This window comes from Micromonospora sp. CPCC 205739 (genome assembly GCF_036906795.1).
Classification (GTDB): Bacteria; Actinomycetota; Actinomycetes; order Mycobacteriales; family Micromonosporaceae; genus Micromonospora.
In genome coordinates this window covers 401,647-425,362 of the sequence record NZ_JBAKHS010000004.1, presented here as the reverse complement: position 1 = coordinate 425,362, position 23,716 = coordinate 401,647, and the positions used below count along the sequence as shown (strand labels likewise).

General features: G+C 74.7%; 25 protein-coding genes. 7 read left to right on the top strand and 18 right to left on the bottom strand.

Annotation, left to right across the window (positions count from 1 at the left end; genetic code table 11):
• Nucleotides 1-26: 26 nt before the first annotated feature.
• Genes V6U88_RS10205 through V6U88_RS10195 form a run of 3 tightly spaced genes read right to left on the bottom strand, consistent with a single transcriptional unit; the run spans nt 27 to nt 779 of the window.
• The gene (locus V6U88_RS10205; RefSeq protein ID WP_334451860.1) at nt 27-203 is read right to left on the bottom strand and encodes a hypothetical protein; all 177 of its coding nucleotides are present in this window, start codon (nt 201-203) and stop codon (nt 27-29) included.
• A 7-nt stretch (nt 204-210) separates the two neighbouring features.
• Nucleotides 211-444: a zinc-ribbon domain-containing protein gene (locus V6U88_RS10200; protein WP_334451859.1), complete on the bottom strand. Its 234-nt coding sequence runs from the start codon at nt 442-444 to the stop codon at nt 211-213.
• Between the two features lie 41 nt (nt 445-485).
• Nucleotides 486-779, bottom strand: a complete 294-nt coding sequence (locus V6U88_RS10195) for a hypothetical protein (protein ID WP_334451857.1) — start codon at nt 777-779, stop codon at nt 486-488.
• 211 nt (nt 780-990) lie between these two features.
• Here V6U88_RS10195 and V6U88_RS10190 point away from each other — a divergent pair, with 211 nt between their 5' ends.
• Together V6U88_RS10190 and V6U88_RS10185 are read left to right on the top strand one after the other, a co-directional pair.
• A complete protein-coding gene (locus tag V6U88_RS10190) occupies nt 991-1,323 on the top strand; it encodes a YciI family protein (protein ID WP_442934602.1) in 333 nt (110 codons plus the stop codon).
• Nucleotides 1,324-1,328: 5 nt separating this feature from the next.
• On the top strand, nt 1,329-2,534 hold the full coding sequence (locus V6U88_RS10185; RefSeq protein WP_334451855.1) for an RNA polymerase sigma factor: 1,206 nt from the start codon (nt 1,329-1,331) through the stop codon (nt 2,532-2,534).
• A gap of 547 nt (nt 2,535-3,081) precedes the next feature.
• On the opposite strand, the gene V6U88_RS10180 is transcribed toward V6U88_RS10185, so the two are convergent.
• From V6U88_RS10180 to V6U88_RS10165, 4 genes are all read right to left on the bottom strand, one after another.
• Nucleotides 3,082-3,936, bottom strand: coding sequence for an SRPBCC family protein (locus V6U88_RS10180; RefSeq protein ID WP_334451853.1), 855 nt, complete (start codon nt 3,934-3,936; stop codon nt 3,082-3,084).
• On the bottom strand, nt 3,929-4,489 hold the full coding sequence (locus V6U88_RS10175; protein WP_334451852.1) for a helix-turn-helix domain-containing protein: 561 nt from the start codon (nt 4,487-4,489) through the stop codon (nt 3,929-3,931). Before V6U88_RS10175 ends, V6U88_RS10180 begins: the two co-directional genes overlap by 8 nt.
• Before the next feature lie 94 nt (nt 4,490-4,583).
• Nucleotides 4,584-5,930: a class I SAM-dependent methyltransferase gene (locus V6U88_RS10170; RefSeq protein WP_334451850.1), complete on the bottom strand. Its 1,347-nt coding sequence runs from the start codon at nt 5,928-5,930 to the stop codon at nt 4,584-4,586.
• Complete coding sequence (locus V6U88_RS10165; RefSeq protein ID WP_334451848.1) at nt 5,927-7,309, bottom strand: FAD-binding oxidoreductase; 1,383 nt, start codon at nt 7,307-7,309, stop codon at nt 5,927-5,929. Before V6U88_RS10165 ends, V6U88_RS10170 begins: the two co-directional genes overlap by 4 nt.
• A 36-nt stretch (nt 7,310-7,345) precedes the next feature.
• Between V6U88_RS10165 and V6U88_RS10160 the strand changes: the two genes are divergently transcribed.
• Genes V6U88_RS10160 through V6U88_RS10150 form a run of 3 tightly spaced genes read left to right on the top strand, consistent with a single transcriptional unit; the run spans nt 7,346 to nt 8,986 of the window.
• Nucleotides 7,346-7,873: an aminoacyl-tRNA deacylase gene (locus tag V6U88_RS10160; RefSeq protein ID WP_334451847.1), complete on the top strand. Its 528-nt coding sequence runs from the start codon at nt 7,346-7,348 to the stop codon at nt 7,871-7,873.
• Nucleotides 7,874-7,921: 48 nt separating this feature from the next.
• Nucleotides 7,922-8,206 (top strand): DUF427 domain-containing protein, encoded by a 285-nt coding sequence (locus tag V6U88_RS10155; protein WP_334451846.1) that lies wholly within the window; start codon nt 7,922-7,924, stop codon nt 8,204-8,206.
• A gap of 57 nt (nt 8,207-8,263) precedes the next feature.
• The gene (locus V6U88_RS10150; protein WP_334451844.1) at nt 8,264-8,986 is read left to right on the top strand and encodes an RICIN domain-containing protein; all 723 of its coding nucleotides are present in this window, start codon (nt 8,264-8,266) and stop codon (nt 8,984-8,986) included.
• Between the two features lie 4 nt (nt 8,987-8,990).
• Here V6U88_RS10150 and V6U88_RS10145 read toward each other — a convergent pair whose 3' ends face one another.
• A complete protein-coding gene (locus V6U88_RS10145) occupies nt 8,991-10,289 on the bottom strand; it encodes an MFS transporter (RefSeq protein ID WP_334451842.1) in 1,299 nt (432 codons plus the stop codon).
• Nucleotides 10,290-10,342: 53 nt separating this feature from the next.
• Between V6U88_RS10145 and V6U88_RS10140 the strand changes: the two genes are divergently transcribed.
• The gene (locus V6U88_RS10140) at nt 10,343-11,335 is read left to right on the top strand and encodes a GlxA family transcriptional regulator (RefSeq protein WP_334451840.1); all 993 of its coding nucleotides are present in this window, start codon (nt 10,343-10,345) and stop codon (nt 11,333-11,335) included.
• Between the two features lie 44 nt (nt 11,336-11,379).
• Here the strand turns inward: V6U88_RS10140 and V6U88_RS10135 are convergent, their stop codons facing one another.
• The 9 genes from V6U88_RS10135 to V6U88_RS10095 form a co-directional block, all read right to left on the bottom strand.
• Nucleotides 11,380-12,348: an FUSC family protein gene (locus V6U88_RS10135; protein WP_334451839.1), complete on the bottom strand. Its 969-nt coding sequence runs from the start codon at nt 12,346-12,348 to the stop codon at nt 11,380-11,382.
• A gap of 88 nt (nt 12,349-12,436) precedes the next feature.
• The gene (locus tag V6U88_RS10130) at nt 12,437-12,952 is read right to left on the bottom strand and encodes a hypothetical protein (protein ID WP_334451838.1); all 516 of its coding nucleotides are present in this window, start codon (nt 12,950-12,952) and stop codon (nt 12,437-12,439) included.
• A 70-nt stretch (nt 12,953-13,022) separates the two neighbouring features.
• Nucleotides 13,023-14,975, bottom strand: coding sequence for a vWA domain-containing protein (locus V6U88_RS10125; RefSeq protein ID WP_334451837.1), 1,953 nt, complete (start codon nt 14,973-14,975; stop codon nt 13,023-13,025).
• A 3-nt stretch (nt 14,976-14,978) separates the two neighbouring features.
• Nucleotides 14,979-16,442, bottom strand: a complete 1,464-nt coding sequence (locus V6U88_RS10120; protein WP_334451835.1) for a magnesium chelatase — start codon at nt 16,440-16,442, stop codon at nt 14,979-14,981.
• A 94-nt stretch (nt 16,443-16,536) separates the two neighbouring features.
• A complete protein-coding gene (locus V6U88_RS10115; RefSeq protein WP_334451834.1) occupies nt 16,537-17,613 on the bottom strand; it encodes a hypothetical protein in 1,077 nt (358 codons plus the stop codon).
• 72 nt (nt 17,614-17,685) lie between these two features.
• Nucleotides 17,686-18,336, bottom strand: a complete 651-nt coding sequence (locus V6U88_RS10110) for a response regulator transcription factor (RefSeq protein WP_334451832.1) — start codon at nt 18,334-18,336, stop codon at nt 17,686-17,688.
• On the bottom strand, nt 18,333-19,640 hold the full coding sequence (locus V6U88_RS10105; RefSeq protein ID WP_334451830.1) for a sensor histidine kinase: 1,308 nt from the start codon (nt 19,638-19,640) through the stop codon (nt 18,333-18,335). The genes V6U88_RS10110 and V6U88_RS10105 overlap by 4 nt, the downstream gene beginning before the upstream one ends.
• 113 nt (nt 19,641-19,753) lie before the next feature.
• Nucleotides 19,754-20,251 carry a hemerythrin domain-containing protein gene (locus tag V6U88_RS10100; protein ID WP_334451829.1) on the bottom strand — a complete coding sequence of 166 codons (498 nt, stop codon included), beginning with the start codon at nt 20,249-20,251 and terminating at the stop codon, nt 19,754-19,756.
• Between the two features lie 5 nt (nt 20,252-20,256).
• Entirely contained in the window at nt 20,257-21,225 is a 969-nt protein-coding gene (locus V6U88_RS10095; RefSeq protein ID WP_334451827.1) for an aldo/keto reductase, read from the bottom strand.
• Between the two features lie 67 nt (nt 21,226-21,292).
• On the opposite strand from V6U88_RS10095, the gene mgrA reads away from it, so the two are divergent.
• On the top strand, nt 21,293-22,282 hold the full coding sequence (mgrA, locus tag V6U88_RS10090; protein WP_334451825.1) for an L-glyceraldehyde 3-phosphate reductase: 990 nt from the start codon (nt 21,293-21,295) through the stop codon (nt 22,280-22,282).
• 65 nt (nt 22,283-22,347) lie between these two features.
• Here mgrA and V6U88_RS10085 read toward each other — a convergent pair whose 3' ends face one another.
• The gene (locus V6U88_RS10085; RefSeq protein ID WP_334451824.1) at nt 22,348-23,268 is read right to left on the bottom strand and encodes a lytic polysaccharide monooxygenase auxiliary activity family 9 protein; all 921 of its coding nucleotides are present in this window, start codon (nt 23,266-23,268) and stop codon (nt 22,348-22,350) included.
• Between the last annotated feature and the right edge of the window lie 448 nt (nt 23,269-23,716).

Sequence of the window (23,716 nt, the reverse complement as noted above, 5' to 3'; positions counted from 1 at the left end):
TCCGGTACGGGCGGAAGATCACATGCTCAGCGCTCGGCGGAGCGGTTCCAGGGTGAGCGGGGCGAGCGGGCCCCGGCCAGCGGCCGGCGGCGGCGGTGCCGGCGGCGGCCCGGGGTGCAGGGCGGGCGGGAGACGGTGTGCACCGGCGCGGAAGCCGGTACGACCGGTTGCCGGCCGATCAGCCAGCAGAGGAAACGGGCCATCGCCGGTTCAGCCGACCGGGAGGCTGCGGGCCTCGTTCTTGGAGATGCCGTACTCGGCGCCGCAGAACGAGCACTGCTGCACGTAGCGGGTCCGAACCGGGATCAGCGGAATGAAGAAGAGGGTGAACTTGGTCGACCGGCGGGTGATCACCTGCGCGGCCCGGTTGCCGCAGTTGCGGCAGACCGCGGTGACCACGCCCGACCGGTTGACGGACGTGCGGAATCCGAAGATGAAGAACATCGCCGGCCTGTACCCACGGAAGGGGGCTCACACACCCGGTTTCAGGAAGAGGTTCGCCGCCACGGCCGGCGGGCGTCGAGCTGGACGGCAAGCAGCTCCAGGAACGCCCGGAACCGCTCCTCACCGTGTGGCGTGGGCATCTCGTCGGTCAGCGGGCCGCGGTGCCGCCGGGCCCGGGTGATGGCCGCGGCGTAGACGTCCGGACCGGCGCCGAACGACCGGCGTTCCACCATGGCCTCCGCCATCCGGGCGGCGGCGGCCTCGTCCAGCTCGGGGGTGAAGATCAACCCGTAGAGGATCTGGTTGACGACACCCTTCCAGTCGTCGCGGGGCATCGCGGTCCTCCTCGGTACTCCATCGCCGCTGAGCGCTGCCGATGACATGATCCCCTCGCGCCCCGCTTCGGCCGGGTGGACCCGCCGTACGGCGCGCCCGGCTCGGCCGGCGCCGACCATGCCGACAAAGATTTCCCACCCGCCGGTGTCCGGATCCGGGTCCGGTGTTCGTCACCCTGGTGAGAGACCACGACACTGAGGAGCGCCGCTGATGAGGTTCATGATGTTCGTCTGCACCGACACCGAGCCGGACACCGACCCGGACGCCGCGCCCGACATCGAGCAGTGGGTGGCGGAGCGGGACGCCCGCGGCCAGCGCCTGGAGGGCAGCGTGCTCGCCCCGCCCTCGGGGGCGACCACGGTCCGGGTACGCGGCGGCGAACTGCTGCTCAGCGACGGCCCGTTCGCCGAGACCAAGGAGGTCATCGTCGGGTTCGACATCCTGGAGTGCGCCGACCTGGACGAGGCGGTCGAGGTCGCCCGGGCCCACCCGATGGCGTACGGCGGGCGGATCGAGCTGCGCCCCTTCGCCGACCTGGACTGACGCGGGTGCTGGACGCGGCCGGCGCGGTGGCGGACGCGGGTGCCGAGGCGTACCCGCGGATCGTCGCCGCGCTGATCCGAGTCACCGGGGACTGGACGCTCGCTGAGGACTGCGCCCAGGAGGCGCTCGCCTCGGCGCTGGAGCGCTGGCCCCGCGACGGCGTACCCGGCAATCCGGGCGGCTGGCTGATGACGGCCGCCCGGAACCGGGCGGTGGACGTGCTGCGCCGGGCCTCGGTGGAGCGACGCCGACTGCGCGACCTGGCCCTGCTGACCGATCCGGAGCCGCCGACGGGCGCGGAGGGGGACGTGGTGGACGACCGGCTGCGCCTCGTCTTCACCTGCTGTCATCCGGCGCTGGCCCTGGAGGCGCGGGTCGCGCTGACCCTGCGCACGGTGGCCGGGGTGCCCACCGCCGACATCGCCCGCGCCTTCCTGGTCAGCGAGTCCAGCATGACCCGGCGGATCACCCGCGCGAAGACCAGGATCGCCACGGCCGGTATCCCCTACCGGGTGCCGACCGGGCCCGCGCTGGTCGAGCGGCTGCCGGGCGTCCTGGCCGTGCTCTACCTGCTCTTCACCCGGGGGTACGACGCCGACGGCGAGCCCGCCTTCGCCGACGAGGCGATCCGGCTGGCCCGGCTGCTCGACCGGCTGATGCCCGACCAGCCGGAGGTCGCCGGGCTGCGGGCCCTGTTCCTGTTCCAGAACTCGCGCCGCGCGGCCCGCCGCGACCAGGCCGGCGACCTGCTCACCCTCGACGAGCAGGACCGCTCCCGCTGGGACCACGCCGCCATCGCCGAGGGACTCACGGCGCTGGCGCGGGCCGGCCGTGGCCCGTACGCGCTCCAGGCCCGGATCGCCGCCGCCCACGCCACCGCCCCGACCGCCGCCGACACGGACTGGGCCGGCATCGCCGGCTGCTACGACGAGCTGGCCCGGCTCCGCCCCACCCCGGTGGTCCGCCTCAACCGGGCTCTGGCGCACGGCTACGCCTACGGGCCGGCGGCGGGACTGACCCTGATCAGCGAGGCCCGCGCCGGCGGCACCCTCGACGGCTACCCGCCCGCGCTGGCCGCCGAGGCCGAGCTGACCGCCCGCCACGGCGACCCGGTACGCGCCGCCGCGCTGTTCCGGACCGCCGCCGACCTCGTCGGCTCCGACCCCGAGCGGCGGGCGCTGCTGCGCCGCGCCGACGAGCTGGACCGCTGACGGCGCGCCGTCCCGTCGGCACCCACCGGTCTCCGGGCCGGTGGGCACCAGCGGGCCGACCGGCGCGGACGCCGTCGCCACCATGACGTGGGGTGTGCGAGCCCTGTGGAGCTGATGACGTCAACGAATCGGGGCCAAGGGCATCCACCACGTCGACGCTGCTGGCACGCCCGACCGGCCCGTCCCTGGTCAAGGCCGGCGCAGCTCCCGGACACCGCCCACCACGATCGGCACCTGGTAGCCGGCGAATGCCAGGCACCCGGCCCCCGGACACCGGGTGAATCGTTTGCGTCATCAGCTCCACAGGCACCGACACAGCAACACCCGATCAGCCCGTCCGTCTCAAGGGGCTCGGACCGCACCAGCACCGGGCGAGGACACTCTGCGCGGCACCCGCCAGACCACCGCCAGACCACCGCCGGTCGACGCGCCAGGATTCACGCCGGAACCGCGCCAGGAATGGAGCCGGAACCGGGACACGCTGCACGGACGGCGCGGGCCGCACCACGAGGGGGTGCGGCCCGCGTCGGCGGAGAGGGCCGGACGGTCAGGCACCGGTGGGCAGCTCCTCCATCACCCAGATCGGCTGCCAGTCGGCCATCTCGTGGTAGCGGCGCAGCTCGAAGAGGCCGGCCACCGACCCGCTCCAGGCCGCGTACGGCGGGTTGCCCTCGTCGAAGCCGCTCTGCACGAAGGTCAGCCGGGTCTTGCCGTCGGACTCGGCCAGCTCCCAGGTGGTCACGCCGGTCGGTCCCCAGTCGACGGACATCCGGCGGCCCGGCTCCAGGTCGACCACCTTGGCCGCGTAGCCGCTCTCGAAGCCGCCCATGGCGTACCGGCCGCCGACCCAGGGCTCGATGCCGATCGGGTAGCCGAACCAGGCGCTGGCCTGGGCCGAGTCGGTCAGCGACGCCCAGACCCGCTCGGCCGGCGCGCCGATCACCAGCTCGCCGCGCAGGTCGGCGGAGGTGAAGTCGGTCTTCGGCAGCAGCGGCCGTCCTTCCAGGTGGGCGGCGAGGTTGCCGATCGACAGGCTCCACCAGGTCTGCAGGACGCCGCGGATGGTGCTGCCGTCCAGCGCCTCGGCGAACTTGAAGTGGCTCTGGGTCACGGTCAGCAACGTGCTGTCCGGGCCCTCGGCCGCCAGGGATATCTCGCTGGTGGTCTCCACGCCGTCGAGCAGCCAGGCGAAGCGCAGCGTGTGCTCGTCGGCGTGCAGCAGGCGCTGGTGCGGCGCGTCGCCCTCCGGCGTGTAGCGGCCCCAGAACTCGTACCGTCGCGGCAGCTCGACCTCGGCGTGCTCGGCGAACCAGACGCGCAGCTCGGCCGGGTCGGTCAGGGCGCGCCGGACGGCCTCGACCGGCGCGGCGAGACGGGCACCCAGCTTCAACAGATCACTCACGGTCGTCCCCCTTGGGGTAGCAGGCCACGGCGAGCTTGAAGGCGTCTCCCTCGGCGCCGCCGTAGCGGGTGAACAGGTCCTGCAGCGTGGACTGCAGGTCGTGCAGGAACTCCTGCCGGCGCTCGGCCGGCACCCGGATCTCGCCGGACACCCCGATCGAGGGCAGCTCCGGCGCGGACCGGTCGAGGGCGGCGACGTCCGCCTGGACCTCCTCCATCAGGTCGAGCAGGTAGCCCAGGCTGAGCTCGTCGCGGGCCCGGCGTGCCCCGCCGACCCGCCCCACCAGGCGCGGCGAAAGCCAGTACGACCGGGCGGCGGCCTGGTAGATGCCCTCGCTGATGCCGCGCACCTTCCGGGTCGACACCTGCTCGACCAGCCCGGCCGCCACCAACTGCTTGACGTGGTAGTAGACGCGCTGCGGCGTCTGCTCCAGCCGGGTGGCCACCTCGGTGCAGGTGCGGGGCTCGGCCAACTGCCGCAGCACCTCGACGCGCTGCGGCTTGAGCAGGACCTCGGCCTGCTCGATCTGCTCCAGGTACATGACGTCTCTCATCGCACAAATGAGCTTGTACGTAAAAACTTTCTTTGTCAATGGGATCGAGGAAAGCCGCGCCGATCCGGCGCGGCTTTCCTCGACGGTCCCGGCGTCAGGGGGTCCAGTCGGGGCGCAGGGGGTACGACGTCTGCCCGTCCGGCCCGTTGCGGGTGGCCAGCACCTGGTGCAGCTGGATGCCGTTGGTCTCGAAGGCCAACCGCGAGCCGGCCATGTAGAGGCCCCACACCCGCGCGGTGCCCTGGCCCACCTCGGAGACGCAGAAGTCCCAGTTCTCGACCAGGTTGCGGCACCAGGCGGCCAGCGTCAGCGCGTAGTGCCGCCGCAGGTTCTCCTCGTGGTGCACCTCCAGCCCCACGTCGTGGATCTCGCCGATCAACCGGCCCGGCCCGGCCAGCTCGCCGTCCGGGAAGACGTACCGGTCGATGAACGCGCCGGAGCGGTGCGGGGCCCGGTTGTCGGCCCGGGTGATGCAGTGGTTGAGCAGCCGGCCGTCCGGCCGCAGCCGGTCGCGCAGCGCCCGGAAGTACGCCGGGTAGTTGCGCACCCCGATGTGCTCGGTCAGCCCGATCGAGGAGACCACGTCGAACTGCTCCCACGGGGCGTCCCGGTAGTCCAGGTGGCGCACCTCGGCCAGCTCGGTCAGCCCCTCCCGCTCGATCGCCACCTGCGCCCACCGCGCCTGCTCCCGGGAGAGGGTCACGCCCAGCGCCTTGACGCCGTACTCCCGGGCAGCGTGCCGGACCATGCCGCCCCAGCCGCAGCCGACGTCGAGCAGCCGCATCCCCGGCTTGAGCGCCAGCTTGCCGGCGACCAGGTCGTACTTGGCCGCCTGGGCCTGCTCCAGGGTGTCGTCCGGGCTGCGGAACACCGCGCAGGTGTACGTCATCGACGGGCCGAGCACCTTCTCGTAGAAGGCGTTCGAGACGTCGTAGTGGTGCGAGATGGCGGTGCTGTCACGCAGGCGGGAGTGGCGCAGCCCGTTCATCACCCGACGCCAGCGCGGTTGCGCCTCCTGCGGCGGGGGCGGCGGGGGCAGCAGCCGCTCCCAGCCCAGCCCGCGCACCAGGGCCAGCCCCTCGGTCAGCGGGGGCACCCGCACCCGCAACTCGTCTTTGAGCACCCGCAGCGTCTCGTACGGGTCGCCCGGGTGCACCCCCTCCAGCCCCAGGTCACCGCTGACGTACGCCCGGGCCATGCCCAGGTCGCCGGGGGCGGTGAGCAGGTACGACAGGCCCCGCTCGGAGTGGATGGACAGGGTGATCCCGGAGTCGGCCGGGCCCAGCACACTGCCGTCGTACCCGGTGATGCGCACCGGCAGGTCCCCGACGGTCAACGCCCGGACGACGTCCGCGACGGTCGTGCGTCCGCGCCGGCCTCCCGCCGGCGGTGGTGTGGCGGGGGAACTGCTCGCCCCCTGTTCACGATCGGTCAGGCTCATTTCCTTGCTACCGCCTTCTCGTACAGTCCGGTGAGCCGGTGGTCCGGGTCGTAACGGTCCTTCGCGGCGCGCCAGACGTCCCCGCCGTAGAGCCGGTCGAACGCTTCCCGGTCGTAGTACGCGTCCGAGTAGAGCGACTTGTGACCGCCCAGCTCGGACACCGCCCGCTCGATCGAGCGGTTCACATCGCCGTCCGCCGCCCCTTCGGCGATCGGCACGCTGCCCCAGAAGCCGACGTTGACGTAGGTCTGCCCCGGCCGGAGCGGGTACAGCGGCCAGGCCCGCGCCGAACCGGACCCGGCCGGCTCGCGCAGCCGCAGCGGGCAGAGCCAGACGGGGTTCATCCCCACGTTGCCGGCGAACCAGCGGAGGAATTCGGCGGTGGCCTCCAGCGGGATCTCGACGTCCTGCACCACCCGCTCGCGGGCGGGGCGGCCCCGCCAGCGGTCCACCCGAGCGGCGACCTGGTGCCGGTGCTCCAGCCGGACCAGCCGGTGGTAGAAGTCGCTGCGCCGCCACCGGGCCGGCCAGAGCCGGCGGAGGACCGGGTGCTGCACCCCGAACGCCGCCGAGCACCAGAACCAGTCGGTGTCCCAGCGCCAGAGGTAGTCGTGGGTGGTCAGCGCGTCGCGGGTGCGCCGGCGCAGCGACCGGTAGTAGATCTCCTGGCCGGTGTAGTCGCTGAGCTGCGGCGCGTCGTCGGTGAAGGTGCCCAGGGTCAGGTACGCCTCGCCGGGGCTGAACATCACCCCGTCCATCGCGTCGACGGGCTGCCCCTCCCACTCGCCCTTGACGACCACGTCGCCGATCGCCTCGGTCAGCTCCTCCAGGCGGCTGAAGCGCACGTTGCGCAGCGCCACCGCGTGGCGTACCGGTTGGAGTTCGATGCGCAGCCGGGTGGCGTAGCCGAGGCTGCCCAGCGAGTTGGGGAAGGCCGCGAAGAGGTCGGCGTGCTCCCCCTCGGGACGGATCGTGAGGATCTCGCCGGCGCCGGTCAGCACGTCCATCTCGGTCACCGACTCGTGCGGCAGCCCGTTGCGGAACGAGGTCGACTCGATGCCCAGGCCGGTGACCGCGCCGCCCAGGGTGATCGTGCGCAGTTGCGGCACGACCAGCGGCATCAGCCCGTGCGGAAGGGTGGCGGCGACCAGGTCCTCGTACGTGCACATGCCCTGGACGTCGGCGGTGCGGGCCCTCGGGTCGACCGCCAGCACGCCGTTCAGCCCGGAGACGTCCAGGCCGGGCGAGCTGGTGGCCGTCCGGGGACGGAAGAGATTGGAGGTGCGTTTGGCGAGGCGGACGGGTTGCCCCGGGGGCACGGCGGCGTACGACCGCCGCAACCTGTCCACCGCCTGGTCATGATCACGCAGCGCGCGCATGAGATCACTTTACGCGCCGAACGGCTTCCGCGTGGGATGTCCACGGTGGCCTTTTCGCATCCAGAATCGGACAGCCGCGTTACCGTGGCGGGCGTGCCGTCACCTGCTCTCACCGCACTGGACGCCGCCGGTCTGCCGTACCGGGTGATCCGGCACGGGCCGGTGCGCAGCCTCGCCGAGGCGGCCGCCGCCCGCGGCGTCGCGGTACCGGACGTGGTGAAGACGATCGTGGTCCGCCGCGGCCCGGACGACCACCTCTTCGTGCTCACCCCCGGCGACCGGGTGATCTCCTGGCCCAAGCTGCGCGCGCTGCTCGGCGTCAACCGGCTCTCCATGCCGGACGCGGCGGCGGCCCGCGCCGCCACCGGCTACGAACGCGGCACCATCACCCCGTTCGGCGCGACGACCGCCTGGCCGGTCGTCGCCGACGAGCGGCTGCGCGGCCGGGAGATCACCCTCGGCGCGGGCGAGCACGGCACCGCCGTCGCGCTGGACGCCGACGCGGCGATCACCACGCTCGGAGCGACGGTCGCCGACGTCACCGACCCGCAGCCGCCGGGCTGACACCGCCGATCGGTGGCCGCAGCGACGCGGGCGCAATAGCGTGGAGGCATGCCGAAAGCCGTCTGGAACGACCTGGTGATCGCCGAGAGTGACGACACCGTGGTGGTGGAGGGCAACCACTACTTCCCCCGCCAGGCCCTGCGCGACGACCTGATCCGGGAGTCGGCGACCCACACGGTCTGCGGATGGAAGGGCACCGCCTCCTACTACACGCTGGAGCACGACGGCCGGACCAGCGCCGACGCGGTCTGGTACTACCCGGACCCGAAGCCGGAGGCCGAGATGGTGCGCGACCGGGTGGCGTTCTGGAAGGACGTCACGGTCGTCGACTGAGTCACCGCCGGACGGGCCGGGTGGCCGTCGACCGGCCCGGTGGGTGAGGATGCCCCCATGTCCGTCTCCGACGAACACCACGACCCGTCCGGCACCGTCTACGGCGCCCGCCGGGCCGCCCGGCCCGGGCTGCCCCGGGACCCGCTGATGCGGTTCGCGCTGGCCACCGGGCTGGTCGGCGTACTGGTGGGGGTCTTCTTCGCCACCGGCGTGCTCGGCGGCGGCGACCAGCCGGTGGTGCCGGCGTCCGCCGCCTCGGCGCCCCCGCCGCAGCCGCAGCCGCCGTCGCCGGAGGTCACCGAGCCGGCCCCGACCACCCCGGCCGCGCCCTCGCCGACCGCCGCGCCCACCACCCCGCCCGCCCCGGTGGCCGGGCCGAAGGTGTTCCAGGCGGTGGCCTCGGGCCTCTGCGTCGGCACCGACGGCGACGACGAGAAGGCCGTCGCCGAGCTGGCGGCCTGCACCGGCGGGCCGGAACAGCAGTGGGTGGCCAACCCGGTCGCCCCGGACCTGGTCACCCTCACCAACACCGCGCACGGTCAGTGCCTGGACGTCGAGGGCGGCAGCGCCGACGACGGCGCGAAGCTCCAGCAGTTTCCCTGCCACGGGCAGGCCAACCAGCAGTGGCGGCTGACCCCGGTCGGCACCGGCCCGGTGCTGCTGGTCGCGGTGCACTCCGGCAAGTGCGCCGAGGTGAAGGACGGCGGCACCGAGGCCGGCGACGAGCTCCGTCAGGTGCCCTGCACCGGCGCCGCCCAGCAGCAGTGGACGGTGGGCTGACCCCTCAGCCCCGGTAGCTCCAGGCCCGCGGCGGCGGCGCCACCACGGGCACCGGCACCGGCACGGGCTCCCGGCGGCGCAGCAGCAGTGCGAGCCCGGCCGCGCCGATCGACAGCGCCCCGGCGACGTACCAGGCCAGCGCGTAGTCGCCGAGCCGGTCGCGGACCAGGCCCGCCCCGGTCGCGGCGACGGCCGCGCCGAGCTGATGGGCGGCGAAGACCCAGCCGAAGACCACCGCGCCCGACGCGCCGAAGTACTCCCGGCAGAGCGCGACGGTCGGCGGCACGGTGGCCACCCAGTCCAGGCCGTAGAAGACGATGAAGACCAGCATGCTCGGCTCGGCGGTGCCGGCGAAGAGTCCGGGCAGCACCAGCAGCGACGCGCCGCGCAGCGCGTAGTAGGCGCCGAGCAGCAGCCGGCTGTCCACCCGGTCGGTGAGCCAGCCGGAGGCGATGGTGCCGACGATGTCGAAGAGCCCGACCAGGGCGAGCAGCCCCGCGGCGGTGGTCTCCGCCATCCCGTGGTCGTGCGCGGCCGGCACGAAGTGCGTGCCGACCAGCCCGTTGGTGGTCGCGCCGCAGATCGCGAACCCGCCGGCGAGCAGCCAGAACGGCCGGGTCCGCGCGGCCGTGGCCAGCGCGCCGACCGCCCGGGCCGCCGCGCCGCCCGTCGTCGGCGCGGGCGGCACCACCTCGGCCGCGCCGTAGGCGGGCAGGCCGAGATCCGCCGGGTGTTCCCGCAGCAGCCAGGCCACCAGGGGTACGACGGCCAGCGCCGCCCCGGCGACGACGAGCGCCGCCGTGCGCCACCCGTGGTCGCGGACCAGCACGGCGAGCAGCGGCAGGAAGACCAGTTGCCCGGCCGCCCCGCCGGCGGTCAGCACCCCGGTGACCAGCCCGCGCCGACGGACGAACCAGCGCCCGGTCACCGTGGCCACGAAGGCGAGCGCCATCGACCCGGTGCCCAGCCCGACCAGCACCCCCCAGCAGAGGATCAGCTGCCAGCTCGCCGTCATGAACACGGTCAGGCCGCTGCCGACGGCCACCAGCGTCAGCGCCCCTGCCACCACCCGCCGGACGCCGAAGCGGTCCATCAGCGCGGCGGCGAACGGCGCGGTCAGCCCGTAGAGCAGCAGGTTGACCGAGACGGCGGCGGAGATGGTGGCCAGCGGCCAGCCGAACTCGGCGTGCAGCGGGTGCAGCAGGACCGAGGGGGTGGCGCGGAAGCCGGCGGCGCCGACCAGCGCGACGAACGCGACGGCGGCGACCAGCCAGGCCGGGTGGAGACGGCGGGATCGGTTCACGCTCCGAGTCTCGGCGGCGGGCACCCCGACAGACGAGTGGCCGGAAAGCCATCATGCGCAATAATCGGGCCATGACGATCGTCCCGCACCGGGTCGCGGTGCTCGCCATCGACCAGGTGGTCGGCCTCGACCTCGGCACCCCCTCCCAGGTCTTCGGCACCGCCCGCACCCCGGACATGCGGCAGCTCTACACCGTCGACGCCTGCAGCGCGGGGGGCCGCCCGGTACGCAGCACCGCCGGCTACCAGGTGCTCCCCGACCACGGGCTCGAACTGGTCGAGGCCGCCGACACGGTGGTCGTACCGGGCATCCACGGCGGCCCGGCGCTGACCGACGGCATCCTCGACCCGGAGGTGGCGGCGGCGCTGCGGACGGCCCACGAACGGGGCGCGCGGATCATGTCGATCTGCACGGGCGCGTTCGTGCTGGCCGCCGCCGGGCTGCTCGACGGCCGGCGGGCGACCACCCACTGGGCGTACGCGGAGGAGTTCCGCCGGCTGTACCCGGCGGTCGACCTGGACCCGGACGTGCTCTTCATCGACTGCGACGACGTGCTCACCTCGGCCGGGGTGGCCGCCGGCCTCGACCTGTGCCTGCACGTCATCCGCACCGACCACGGCAGCGAGGTGGCCAACCGCTCGGCCCGGCGCTGCGTGGTGCCGCCGTGGCGCGACGGCGGCCAGGCCCAGTACATCGAGCGGCCGGTGCCGGCGGGCGCGGGGACCGGCACCGCCGGCACCCGGGAGTGGGCCCGGCGCCGGCTGCACGAGCCGGTCACCCTGCGCGACCTGGCCGAGCACGCGCGGATGAGCGTGCGCACCTTCACCCGGCACTTCCGGTCCGAGACCGGGCTGAGCCCCGCCCAGTGGCTGCTCCAGGAACGCACCGAGCACGCCCGGCTGCTGCTGGAGACCACCGACCTGACCGTCGACCAGGTCGCCCACCGCTGCGGCTTCGGCACCGCCGCCGCCCTGCGCCAGCAGCTCCGCCAGCGCATCGGCGTCGCCCCGAGCGCGTACCGCCGGGCCTTCCACCGGCACCCCTGATCCGCGTTCCCGTGCCGCGAGCGAGGACCGCCCGGTCGGCGGGGTCAGGGTGGGGCGGCGGCGCGGAGCCGGTGCAGGGCGACGGTGGCGTCGCGCAGGTGCACCTCGATCACCGGGCGGTCGCCGGGGCCGGACGGCACGGGTGCGGTGGACCCGGGCCGGGATCCGGAGCGGTCGGTGGTGGCGGCGGAGAGCTCCGCCAGCCCGTCGGCCAGCTCGGTCAACCGGTCCGGCAACGGGCCCGACGCCACGGTGGGGTCGGACGTGAGCTGTCGCTGCACGTCGTCGCAGAGCAGCAGGGCGGCGGCAACCAGCACGTGGACGTCGTCGAGGGGGCGGTCGGCCCCGTGCAACCGGGCGGCGCGCCGGCGCCCGCGTACGGTGCGGCCCGTGACCCGGTGGGCCTCGACCCGGGCCTCGGCGAGCCGGCCGAGGCGGGCGTTGGCGTGTCGGGCCTGCTCGCAGGCGGCGGCCGCCAGCCCCGGCCCGCCCCGGCGCAGCGCCTCGGCCGCCGTCCGCAGCGCGCCCGCGGTGTCCCGCAGGATCTCCGGGACCGGCGCGGCGACCAGCTTCACCGGATCGGGGCTGAACAGCACCTGGCTGCCGAGCAGACCCAGCGCGCCACCGACCGCCACGTCCAGCAGATAGCCGGCGGGCGACCGCGCCGGCCCCAGTGCGGCCACGATCAGTACGGCGGTGCCGGACTGGACGTAGGTCAGCGGTCGCGGGTTGACCAGGGCGGCGATCGACATCGCCAGCGCGAGCGCCGGCACCATCACCAGGAATCCGATGCCGAGGTCGAGGGCCTGGACGACCTCCCCCACCGCGACGCCGGCCAGCACCCCCACGAACAGGTCGACGGCCTGGCGACCCCGCCCGCCCAGACCCGCCGACAGGCAGATCAACGAGCCGGTGGCGGCGAAGATCGGCGACTGGTGGCCGAAGACGGTCGCCGCGATCCACCAGGCCACGCCGGCCGTCAGCGCGCACTGGCCGATCAGCGGCAACGCCATCCGGATCCGGTGCGGCAACAGCGCGGGGACGACCGACCGGGCCGCTCTGCGCAGGCCCGCCCCGCGCCGGCTCACCGCACCGGCTGGCTCACGACCCGACCGACCGGTCGACGGTCGGCCGGTCGACAGTGGGCGCCCCCGGCGGCGTCCGCAGGACCCGGAGCTGCGCGAGGTGCTTCGGCAGGTGGACGCGGGCGTGCAGGTCGAGGGTGCGCGACCAGGGCAGGGTGTCGTCGACGACCAGGTCGAAGCCCTCCCGCAGGTGGGTGTCGACCGGGGTGTCCGCCGCCAGGCCGAGCCGGTCCACCAGGGCGCAGAGCTTCTGGCTGGTGGCCCGCAGCAGGGTGGCCAGCCCGTCCAGGCCGCCGCACTCGACGACCAGCGCGTCCACCTGGGGGCGGTGGATGGTCTCCAGGTCGTAGTAGGCGAAGGGCGAGCCGGCGAGGACCGCCTCGGTGGCCTCGCTCATCAGCTCGTCGTTGGCGGCCAGGTGGGCCACGATCTGCTCGGCGCTCAGCTGCCCCGGCGGCGGCTCGCCGAAGCCGCCCGCCTCCACCTCGGCGAGCAGTTCGTCGTAGATCCGCCGCAGCCCCGCGCTCTCCACGTCCCCAGTCAACCCCGCGGACCGGGGCGGACCGGGGCGTTACCGCACCGGGATCACCCGGACGGGCGGTTCAGCGCCGGCCGCGCCGGGCGCGCAGGTAGTCGGAGACCACGTACTCGCCGAGGTCGTCGAGGTCGGGGGTGAACATCCGGCCCTTCGAGCGGCGGGCCACCGCGTCGACGAAGCGGCGCAGCCCCGGGTCGTCGCCGAGCATGAAGAGGTTGAGCGTGGCGCCGTATCGGGTCAGCTTGTCCACCTCGCGGACGGTCGCCTCGATGGTCTCCGGCAGCGGCGGCCAGTGGAACAGCGCCTCCCCGTCGTCCGGGTCGAGGTGGGCGGTCGGCTCCCCGTCGGTGACCACCAGCACCACCGGCTCCGCGCCGGGATGCCGGCGCAGGTGCCGCCCGGCCAGCCGCAGCGCGTGCTGGAGGTTGGTGCCCTGCTGCATGTCCGGTTCCACCGCGGCCAGCTCCTGCTGGGTCAGCGTCAGCGCCTCCCGGCCGAAGCCGACGATCTCCAGGGCGTCCTGCGGGAAGCGGGTCGCCACCAGGTGCGACAGCGCCAGCGCCGTCTGCTTCATCGGCCCCCAGCGCCCCTGCGAGATCATCGAGTACGACAGGTCGACGCAGAGCGCCACCGCCGCCGACGCCCGCCGCTCGGTCTCCACCACCTCGAAGTCGTCGACCGCGAGCTGGACCGGCACCGCGGGGCCGGCCCGGCGGACCGCCCGGGTGAGGGTGCGCACCACGTCCAGCGGCTGCTCGTCGCCGTACTCCCAGGGCCGGGACGCGCCGCTGACCTCGCCGGCCGCGCCCGCCGAACGCAGGTCGTGCTGCCCGCGCGGCCCGGCGGTCAGGTCGGCGAAGACCCGGCGCAGCGCGGTGCCGGCGAGCCGGCGCAGCGCCTTGGGGCTCAGCGTCAGCCCGTCGGCGTCCCGGCTCACCCACCCCTGCCGGCGCAGTTCCCGCTCCAGCTCCCGCAGCCGGCGCACGTCGTCGGCGGCGTTGCGGCCCAGCGTCCGGGCCACCGCCTCGACGTCCACGTCGTCGAGGGTGGCGCCCGGGTGTTCCTGGTCGAGGGAGTCGAGCAGCTCGTCCAGCTCGCCGATCTCGTCGAGCGCCCCGGCCGCCTCGCCGTAGCCGAGCGGCCGGTCGCCGCGGACCCGCTCGCCGCGCTGCCAGTTGAGGTCGGGGCGCAGCGCCCGCAGGTGCCCGTCCAGCGCGGACAGCTCGCCGGCCAGCCGGTCGCCGAGGGACTGCCGCATCAGCCCGGCCAGCTCCTCGCGCTGCCGGTCCGACAGCGACCGCATCAGCCGCTCCCCGGCCGCCGACCGGCGGGCCAGCACGTCGACCAGCTCGTCGACGTCCTTCGGCCGCTCCGGGAAGAAGTCGCCGTGCCGGCGCATGAACTCGGCGAACGCGTCGGTGGTGTCCTCGGCGCGGGCGTGCCGGGCCAGCAGGTCGTTGAGGTCGCGCATCATCTCGGCGAGCCGCCGCTGCACCGCCGGGTCGGCGGCGGCCCGCGCCGCGTCGCGCAGCCCGGCGAAGCGCTGCTCCAGCACCTCGCCGCGCAGCCCGTCGAGGATCCGCTGGTACGTCTGCCGCGCCTCGTCGCTGGCCCACTCGTAGCCGGCCAGCTCCTGCACCGCGCGGGCGGTGGAGCGGGGCAGGTTGTCCAGCACCGCCTCGGCGAAGCGCGCGTCGTCGTCGGCGCGCCGGCGCAGCTCGTCGCGTTCGGCCGCGAGCGCCTGGTCGAGCAGGGCCTGCGACCGGGTGACCGCGCCGTCCAGGTCACCCCGGCGCAGCGCCTCGCGGCGCAGCCGGCGGGCCCGCGCGGCCAGGTCGGCCAGGCCGCCGCTGCCCTGCGGGCCGCGCCGCAGCAGGTCCCGCAGCGCCTCTCGCAGGCTGCCGCCGGCCAGCACCTCCGCGCCGACGGCGTCCACCGCGGCGCGGACGTCGTACGGCGGCGCGAGCGGGTCGGGCCCGCCGCGCCACTGGCCGTACCGGAACCGGTTGCCGGCCACGCCTCAGCCCCGGCCGCCGTAGACGGTACGGCCCGACTCGGTGACGTCCTTGCCGAGCCGGCGGGTCAGGTGCAGCCCCTCCAGGACGAACTCGATCCCGGCGGCGGCCTCCTCCGGGGTGGGCGCGTCGCCCAGCCCCAGCCGGTCCAGCGCCTTGGCCAACCCGGGCACCGTGCCGACCTGGCGCAGCAGTTCGGCCGAGGAGACCAGCTCGCCGGTCTCGATCACGGTGCCCTCGGCGACCAGGGCGGTGAAGCCGGACAGGTCCAGCCCGGCCAGCCGGGCCCGGAACGTCTCGGCGGTGGCGGTGCGCAGCAGGTGGGCCAGGATCTCGATCTCGCGCCCCTCCTCGCCGCTCTCGAACTCGACCTTGCCGCGCAGGGTCGAGGTGACCGACACCGCGTCGCCGACCCGGGCGACCGGGGCCTCGGGGCGTACCCCCTCGGCGGCGGGACCGGCGGCGAGCAGGCCGGAGCGGCGCAGCGCGGCGGCGGCGACGGTCTCGGCGGCGGCGATGGCGAAGCGGGCGGAGACGCCGGAGCGCGGGTCGACCGACGGCGACTCGCGGACCGCGCGGGCGAACCGGGCGAGCACCTCCAGCACGTGCTCCGGCACCTCGGCGACCAGCTCGGCCTCCTGCCGGATCAGGGCCAGCTCCAGCTCCAGGTCGACCGGGTAGTGGGTGCGGACCTCCGCGCCGAAGCGGTCCTTGAGCGGAGTGATGATCCGGCCCCGGTTGGTGTAGTCCTCCGGGTTGGCGCTGGCCACCAGGAAGAGGTCCAGCGGCAGCCGCAGCTGGTAGCCGCGCACCTGGATGTCCCGCTCCTCCAGCACGTTGAGCAGCGCCACCTGGATCCGCTCGGCGAGGTCGGGCAGCTCGTTGACCGCGAAGATCCCCCGGTTGGTCCGCGGCACCAGTCCGAAGTGGATGGTCTCCGGGTCGCCGAGGGTGCGGCCCTGGGCCAGCCGGATCGGGTCGACGTCGCCGATCAGGTCGCCGACGCTGGTGTCCGGGGTGGCCAGCTTCTCGCCGTAGCGCATCGAGCGGTGCAGCCAGCCGACCGCCAGGTCGTCGCCGGCCTCGGCGACCAGCGCGCGGGACGCCGGGGTGAGCGGATGCATCGGGTGCTCGTTGAGCACGGAGCCTCCAATCACCGGGGTCCACTCGTCGAGCAGCGCCACCAGCGACCGGATCAGCCGGGTCTTGCCCTGGCCGCGCTCGCCGAGCAGCACCATGTCGTGCCCGGCGAGCAGGGCCCGCTCGACCTCGGGCAGCACGGTGTCGTCGTAGCCGACGATGCCGGGGAAGCGGTCGGCGCCGGAGCGCATCCGGGCCAGGAGGTTGTCGCGGAGCTCCTGCTTGACCGTGCGGTACTGGTGGCCGGACGCGCGCAGCTCGCCGAGCGTGCCGGGCAGGTCGGCCGGTGGGACCGGGGCAATCGGGGAAGGCGCAGTCACCCGACCCACGCTAGCTCAGGAAAACGAGGGTGCCCCGTCGATCGACGGGGCACCCTCCTCCCCCGATGGCCGCAGGCCGGCGGCGGGGCGCCGGCCCGCGACGTCAGCCGCGACCGCAGCGGGCGCAGCCGCCCCGGCGGCGCAGGTGGTACGCGTACGTGGCCGCGCCGAGCGCGACGCCCCAGAACGGCCAGAGCAGCATCGGCGCGCTGGCCATGGTGAAGCCGCCACCGAGCCGCCAGAACTCGGGCGTGGTGACCAGACCGAGGGTGGCCGCGGTGACCGCGACCGCGACCAGGGTGGCCGGGACGACCGCGAGCTTCACCGGCACCGGCCGGCCGGCCAGACCGACCATCCAGCGGGGGAACCGCTCGCCCCAGCGCTGCACCAGCCCGAGGGTGAGGACCGCGCCGACGGTGGCGAAGGCGCCCAGCCCGGCGCCGGCCCAGACCTGTCCGGTCTCCTGCATGTCGTCCAGCAGCTCGGGGGAGATGCCGAGCGGGATGCCGGCCGCCCAGGCGAACCGGGTCAGCGCGTACGCGAAGGGGATCGCCGCGGCGGTCCAGGCGGCCCAGCGCCCCCAGCGGGCGGCGGCCGCACGGGTGGTCCAGCCCCGGTCGGCGCCGCCCCGGCCGCAGGCCACGCAGGCGTCGGCGGTCCGCCGCTGCCAGACCAGCAGCGCCCCGGCCAGCAGCACCCCGCCCGCCATGGCGGCCACCCGGACGCCGAGCGCCCAGGTGAAGATGTCGGAGTAGTCGACCGGCGGCCAGCCGAACGGGGCGCCGAGGATCAGGATCGGCGCGTAGCCGAGGATCACCAGCACCCGCGCGTCGGGCACCACCACGGCCAGGACGAAGGCGACCGTCCAGCCGTAGCCGAGCAGCAGCGCGCGCAGCGGGCCGGCGGTGCGGGCGCCCCGGCCGCTCATCGCGAGCGCGGCGACCGCGGCGGTCAGCAGCATCCCGGCGAAGAGCGGCGGCGCCACGTCGACGGGAACCAGCCGGAGCAGGTTCACCCCGCCGCCGCCCGGGTCGTTCGCGCCGAGCGGGTAGCCGACGCCGGTCAGCGTGCAGAGCAGGGCGAGTACGCCCCAGAGGCCGAGCCAGCCGGCGGCCAGCGGGGCGAGCCGGTCGGGTCGGCGGGAGGCCGGACGGTGGGTGGGAACATCGGTCGTCGTCATGCTCTCAGCCTCGGCCGCCGCGCCCGGGAAACCCTCCCGAGCGGTGACGAACCCGCTCCCCCGCCGGGGGGATCAGCCGGTGGGGACGACGAAGCCCGACTCGTACGCGGCGATCACCGCCTGGGTGCGGTCCCGCACCCCGAGCTTGGCCAGCACGTTGCCGACGTGCGTCTTGACCGTCTCCACCCCGACCACGAGCTGCCCGGCGATCTCGGTGTTGGAGAGCCCGGTGGTCATCAGCCGCAGCACCTCCGCCTCCCGCTCGGTCAGCCGCGCCGCGCGCAGCCGGTCCCCGCCCGAGGACCCGTACGCCCCGGCGAGGCGGCGGATGGCGGCCGGGAAGAGCAGCGAGTCACCGGCGGCGACCGCCCGCACGGCGGTGACCACCTCCGCCGGGCGGGCCCGCTTGAGCAGGAAACCGCTCGCGCCGGCGCGCAGCGCCTCGTAGACGTACTCGTCGTTCTCGAAGGTGGTGACCACCAGGACGCGCGGCGGGTCGGCGGAGGCGGCGAGCAGCCGCCGGGTGGCCTGGATGCCGTCGATCGCGGGCATCCGCACGTCCATCAGCACCACCCGGGGCCGCAGCCGCGCCACCAGCGGCGGCACCTCCGCGCCGTCGGCGGCCTCCCCCACCACCCGCAGGTCCGGCTGGGCGTCGATGATCGCCCGCAGCCCGACCCGGATCAGCTCGTCGTCGTCGACGATCAGCACGTCGGTGCTCACCGCGTCTCCTCCCTCGGCACCGGCAGCCGCACCCGGACCCGCCAGTGGCCGCCGTCCGGCCCGGCGTTGATCCGCCCGCCGAGCAGCAGCACCCGTTCCCGCATGCCGTCCAGGCCACGGCCGCCGCGTCCCGGCCGCGCCGCGCCGCCCAGCACGTTCTCCAGCTCGATCTCCAGCCAGCGCGGACTGCCGTCCGGCGTGTCGGCCGGCCCGTCACGATCCGGCGCGGTCGCCTCCCCGGGTACGTCCACCCGCAGGCGCACCGGGCCACGGCCGTACCGGGCGGCGTTGGTCAGCCCCTCCTGCACGATCCGGTAGCCCTCCCTCGACACCGCCGGGGGCAGCTCCGCCAGCCCGCCGTCGACCCGCGCCTCGACGGGGAGCCCGGCCGCCCGAGTGTCCGCGACGAGCCGGTCGAGCTGGGCCAGGGTGCGCTGCGGTGCGGTGCCGGCCGGGGCCCGGGCGCCGTCCTCGGTCTCCCGGAGCAGGCCGAGCACGTGGTCCAGGTCGTCCATCGCGTGCCGGCTGGTCTCCTCGATCGCGGTGAGCGCCCGGCGGGCGAACTCCGGGTCGTCGTCGAGGAGTTGGCGGGCGGCGCCGGCCTGGAGGGTGGCCACGGTCAGCGCGTGGCCCACCGAGTCGTGCAGCTCCCGGGCCAGCCGGTTGCGTTCGGCGAGCCGGGCCGCCCGGGCCGCCAGGGCGGCCAGTTGCTCGGCCGCCGAGGGGCCGAGCAGCACCGGCGCCATCGAGGCGGCGAGCGTGCCCAGCCCGGCGACCGCGTAGCCGAGGCCGAGCAGCATCAGCACCCCGGTCAGGGTGAGCCAGCCGGTGTCCCGCCCGTCGAGCGGCCCCCAGCTCTCCCGGGCGACCAGCTGGGTGCCGATGCCGAACTGCTGGGCGATGAACGACAGCGCCATCGGCAGGGCGCTGATCAGGGCGAACATCACCGCCCCGCCGACGATCATGTGCAGGGCGATCCAGAGCGCGGCGCGCAGCCGGGTCTCCCGGTCGGCCGGGTGCCCGGTGGCGGGCTCGGGCAGTGGCACGCCGAGCAGGGCGCGGGCGGCGGCGACCTCCAGCGCCCGGCTGCCGTCGAGGAAGAACGGCACCGCGCCGATGGCGGCGGCCACCACCATCAGCGCGAAGACCAGTAGTCGGGGCACCTCGCCGCGGGTGAGGAGCTGGACGAAAGTGCCGGCCAGCAGCGCGTACGGCAGGGCCAGCACCCCGCCGAGCAGGAGGAACACGCCGCGTCGACAGGTGCTCGCCCGAACCAGCGGCGCGACCAGCGCCCGGAGAGTCACCCGGCCATTCTCCCGCCCGGCCACGCCACGGCGACTCCCCCGTGTCGGGGATTCCGGCGCCGCCTCGTCGCCGGTGGTTCACCGGGTGCGGCGGTCGCCCGTCCGCCGGGGCCTCAGCGGTGTTCCTGCACGTACTTCTGCGGATCCTTGTCGTCGAAGCGCAGGTTGCGGCCGTTCTTGTGCTCGCCGTAGAAGGTCAGCCAGCGGGCGCCCAGCTCGGCGCGGAGTTCGACGTCCGCGTGCCGGCGGAAGTCCGGCAGCGCCCCGTCCTCCTCCTCGGCGAGGTGCTCGCTGTTCTCCCGGCGGGCCTTCCACACCGCCGCCCACCACTGGTCGGAGCCGACCGGGTGCAGCTTGGACTCGGCGATGGCGTCCCGGATCTCGTTGTGGTCGCCGATGGCGTCGGTGGTCTCGTCCTCGCCGTCGTCGCCGTGCCGCACTAGGTGCGGGTAGAGGATCGCCTCCTCCGCCTCGGCGTGGATGTCCAGGTGCAGGGCGAGCGCCTCCCAGACGGCCAGCAGTTCGGCCTCGTCGCGGGCGTCGTCGAGCCGGGCGAAGCCGCGCCGGAAGGCGGCGTGGTCGTCCAGGATCAGCGCGGTGATGTCGTCCATGCTGCTCACTTCCCCGCTCGGGCGCGGATCAGCTTCGGCACCGCGGCCAGGCCGGTGACCTGCCGGAACTGCCGGGCGGCGGTGACCAGGGCGGCGTACTCGTCGGCGCCGAGGTCGATCTCGGCGGCGGCCGCGTTGCGCTCCATCTGCTCCACACCAGACGCGCCGGGAATGGCCACCACGTTCGGGTGGTGCAGCAGGTAGGCCAGGGCGATCTGGCTGGGGGTGGCGTCGTGCGCGTCGGCCACCTCGCGCAGCGTCGCGATCAGGGCGGTGCCCCGCGCCAGGTTCTCCGGCAGGAAGTACGGGTTGGCGCGGCGCACCGCCCCGCTCGGCGGGTGCTTCGCGTCGTACCGGCCGGAGAGGAAGCCCTGCGCGAGCGGGCTGTACGCGATGACGATCCGGCCGGCCTGCTCCGCGTACGGGATCAGGTCCTCCTCCGGGGCCCGGTCGATCATGCTGTAGCGGACCTGGTTGCTCAGCACCCGCCGGCCCAGCGCGGCCTCGGCGAACCGCCAGCGGCGCAGGGTGTAGTTGCTCACCCCGACCTCGCCGACCAGGCCGACGTCCTGCAACGCGCGCATGCCGCGCATGGTGGTGGTGTCGGCGACCACCGGATTGGGCTGGTGCACCTGGTAGAGGTCGATGCCGTGCACACCGAGCCGGGCCGCCGAGGCGACCGCCCGCTGCTGCACCACCGGGGCGATCGGCAGCACCGGGAAGACCTTGCTGGCCACCACGACCTTCTCCCGGTCGCCGCCGAGGGCGGCCCCGAGGATCCGCTCGCTGCGACCGAAGCCGTACACCTCGGCGGTGTCGAAGAGGGTGACCCCCAGGTCGATCGCCCGCCGGACGATCTGGGCCGCCCGGCGCTCGTAGTCGGGGCCGTAGCCCCACTCCTTCGAACCGAACTGCCAGGTGCCGAGACCGATCTTGGAGATGGGCTTGGGCGTGTCGAGCGGGACGAAGCGCATGCGCTCGAAGCTACCCCCGCACACCGGGACGACACGCCCGTTCCGTGACGCGGATAAGGTCGGCGTCGTGAACTACCTTGCGGCTGACCAGCGCTACGACTCGATGACCTACCGGCGGACCGGACGCAGCGGGCTGCGGCTGCCCGCCGTCTCGCTGGGCCTGTGGCACAACTTCGGACCGGACCGGCCCTACGAGCGGCAGCGGGACATCGTGCGCCGGGCGTTCGACCTCGGCGTCACCCACTTCGACCTGGCCAACAACTACGGCCCCCCGCCCGGCGCGGCGGAGGAGGCCTTCGGCCGGATGCTGGCGACGGACCTCAAGCCGTACCGGGACGAACTGGTGATCTCCAGCAAAGCCGGCTACCTGATGTGGCCCGGCCCGTACGGCGAGTGGGGCTCGCGCAAGTACCTGGTCTCCTCGCTGGACCAGTCGCTGCGCCGGATGGGGCTGGACTACGTCGACATCTTCTACTCGCACCGCTTCGACCCGGACACCCCGCTGGAGGAGACGATGGGCGCGCTGGACGCCATCGTTCGCTCCGGCAAGGCGCTCTACGTCGGCATCTCCAACTACGACTCCGAGCAGACCGCCCGGGCCGCGGCGATCCTGCGTGACCTGGGCACGCCGCTGCTGATCAACCAGCCGTCGTACTCCATGTTGAACCGCTGGACCGAGGACGACGGCCTGCTCGACACGCTGGCGGAGGTCGGCGCCGGCTGCATCGCGTACAGCCCGCTGGCCCAGGGCCTGCTCACCGACCGCTACCTGGCCGGCATCCCCGAGGACTCGCGGGTGCGCACCAGCATCTTCCTCAACGAGAGCGACCTCACCGAGGAGAAGCTGGCCACCATCCGCGGCCTGGGCAAGGTGGCCGAGGGGCGGGGGCAGACCCTGGCCCAGCTCGCCCTCGCCTGGGCGCTGCGCGACCCGCGGATGACCAGCCTGATCATCGGCGCGAGCAGCGTGGCGCAGCTGGAGGGGAACGTCGCCGCGGTGCAGAACCTCGACTTCAGCGCCGAGGAGCTGGCCGAGATCGACCGCCTGCTCGGCTGAGCCGCCGAGACGTCCCGGCCGCCGCCCGTCTCAGGGGGCGCGGCCGGGGCCCGGCGGTGCCGGAGTCACCAGATGCGGCGGCGGCCGGCGCGGTGGTTGCGCACCTCACAGGCCCGGCCCGGCGGGACCGTGCCGGCCCGGCGCAGCCGCATCGCCACCATCGCGGCGATCAGCACGGTGACCGCCGCCGCCGCGCCGACCACCAGCCGGAGGCTGTCACCGCCGAGGTGGGTCACCGACGCCACGGGTACGCCCGGATCGCCGGGCACCGGCGCGGCGGTGAACCCGGGCACGGCGGTGCTGGCGGCGCGCGGCGCGCCGGCCGGGGCGGCCGGACTGGCCGGTGCGCTGGGGGTGGCCGGGCCGGCCTTTCGGAAGACCACGTCGGAGCAGGAGTAGTAGCTGTCCGGAGTGTCGGAGTTCTGCCACACGGTGTAGATCAGGTGCCGCCCGGTCAACCCGGCCGGCAGCCGGCCCGGCAGCTGGTACGACCCCTTGCGCAGCGGCGGGTCGGTGATCGTCAGGAACGGCCGCGGCGAGAGGTCCGCCCAGGTCAACCGGCTCTGCGGGTCGTAGCCGGGGCGCGTGGCGTAGAGCCGGAACGTGCCCTTGTGCGGGATGGTCCCCCGGTAGCGGAAGGTGAACTTCGCCCCGGCGGTCACCTCCGTCGCCGGCCAGTCGGTGCGGGGCAGGTCCAACCCCCGGTACGCCGACAGCCCGCCGCTGCACAGCTCACCGTCCGGGATCCGCTCCCGGTCCCGGCCGTCGACGCCGAAGACCCGGATGTTGTCCCACTCGCGTACCGCCGCTCCGGCCCGGACGGCGGCCCGGCAGGCCGGCGCGGCGGCGTGCGGGCCCTCGGGGCCGCAGGCGGCGGACCGGCTCAGCGGGCTGGTGGGTGCGCCGTGCGCGGCGGCGGGGGTCGCGGTCGGCAGGACGCTCACGGCGACGGCCGCGAGAACGGCGAGCACTCGGCGTACGGTCATGTGGACCTCCCAGGCACTGGTACGGGCGGGAGGCGCCAAAGGTTCGACCGGCGGTGGTGGTGGCACCGGCTCGCCAGCCTGGCCGCGTGCTTCGCCTTCCCGCGTATTCGCCGTCGACCGACCTGCCACCGCAGGCGGTGAACGCCCTGTCGCCGAGCCAGGCGCCGTTCCTGGGCCTGGCCCTCGTCGCGATCGGCGGGTTCCTGCTGTGGCACGCCGCTCAGCGGTCGAACCCTTCTCGGCAGGAGGAGCGCCGGGGGGATCGCGTTCCTGGTCCTCGGCTGCCTGATCAGCGCGGCCGGTGTGGTGAACCGTGGGGAGAGTTTGGGTGCCGGGGGTGGGGGAAGACACGGGCGCCGAGCGGGCCGGTCGGCTCGACCCGGCTGGACCGGCCCGTCCCGTCAGCGGCACCGTCGGTGCGGGCTTCGGCAGGACACCCCGAGGAGGA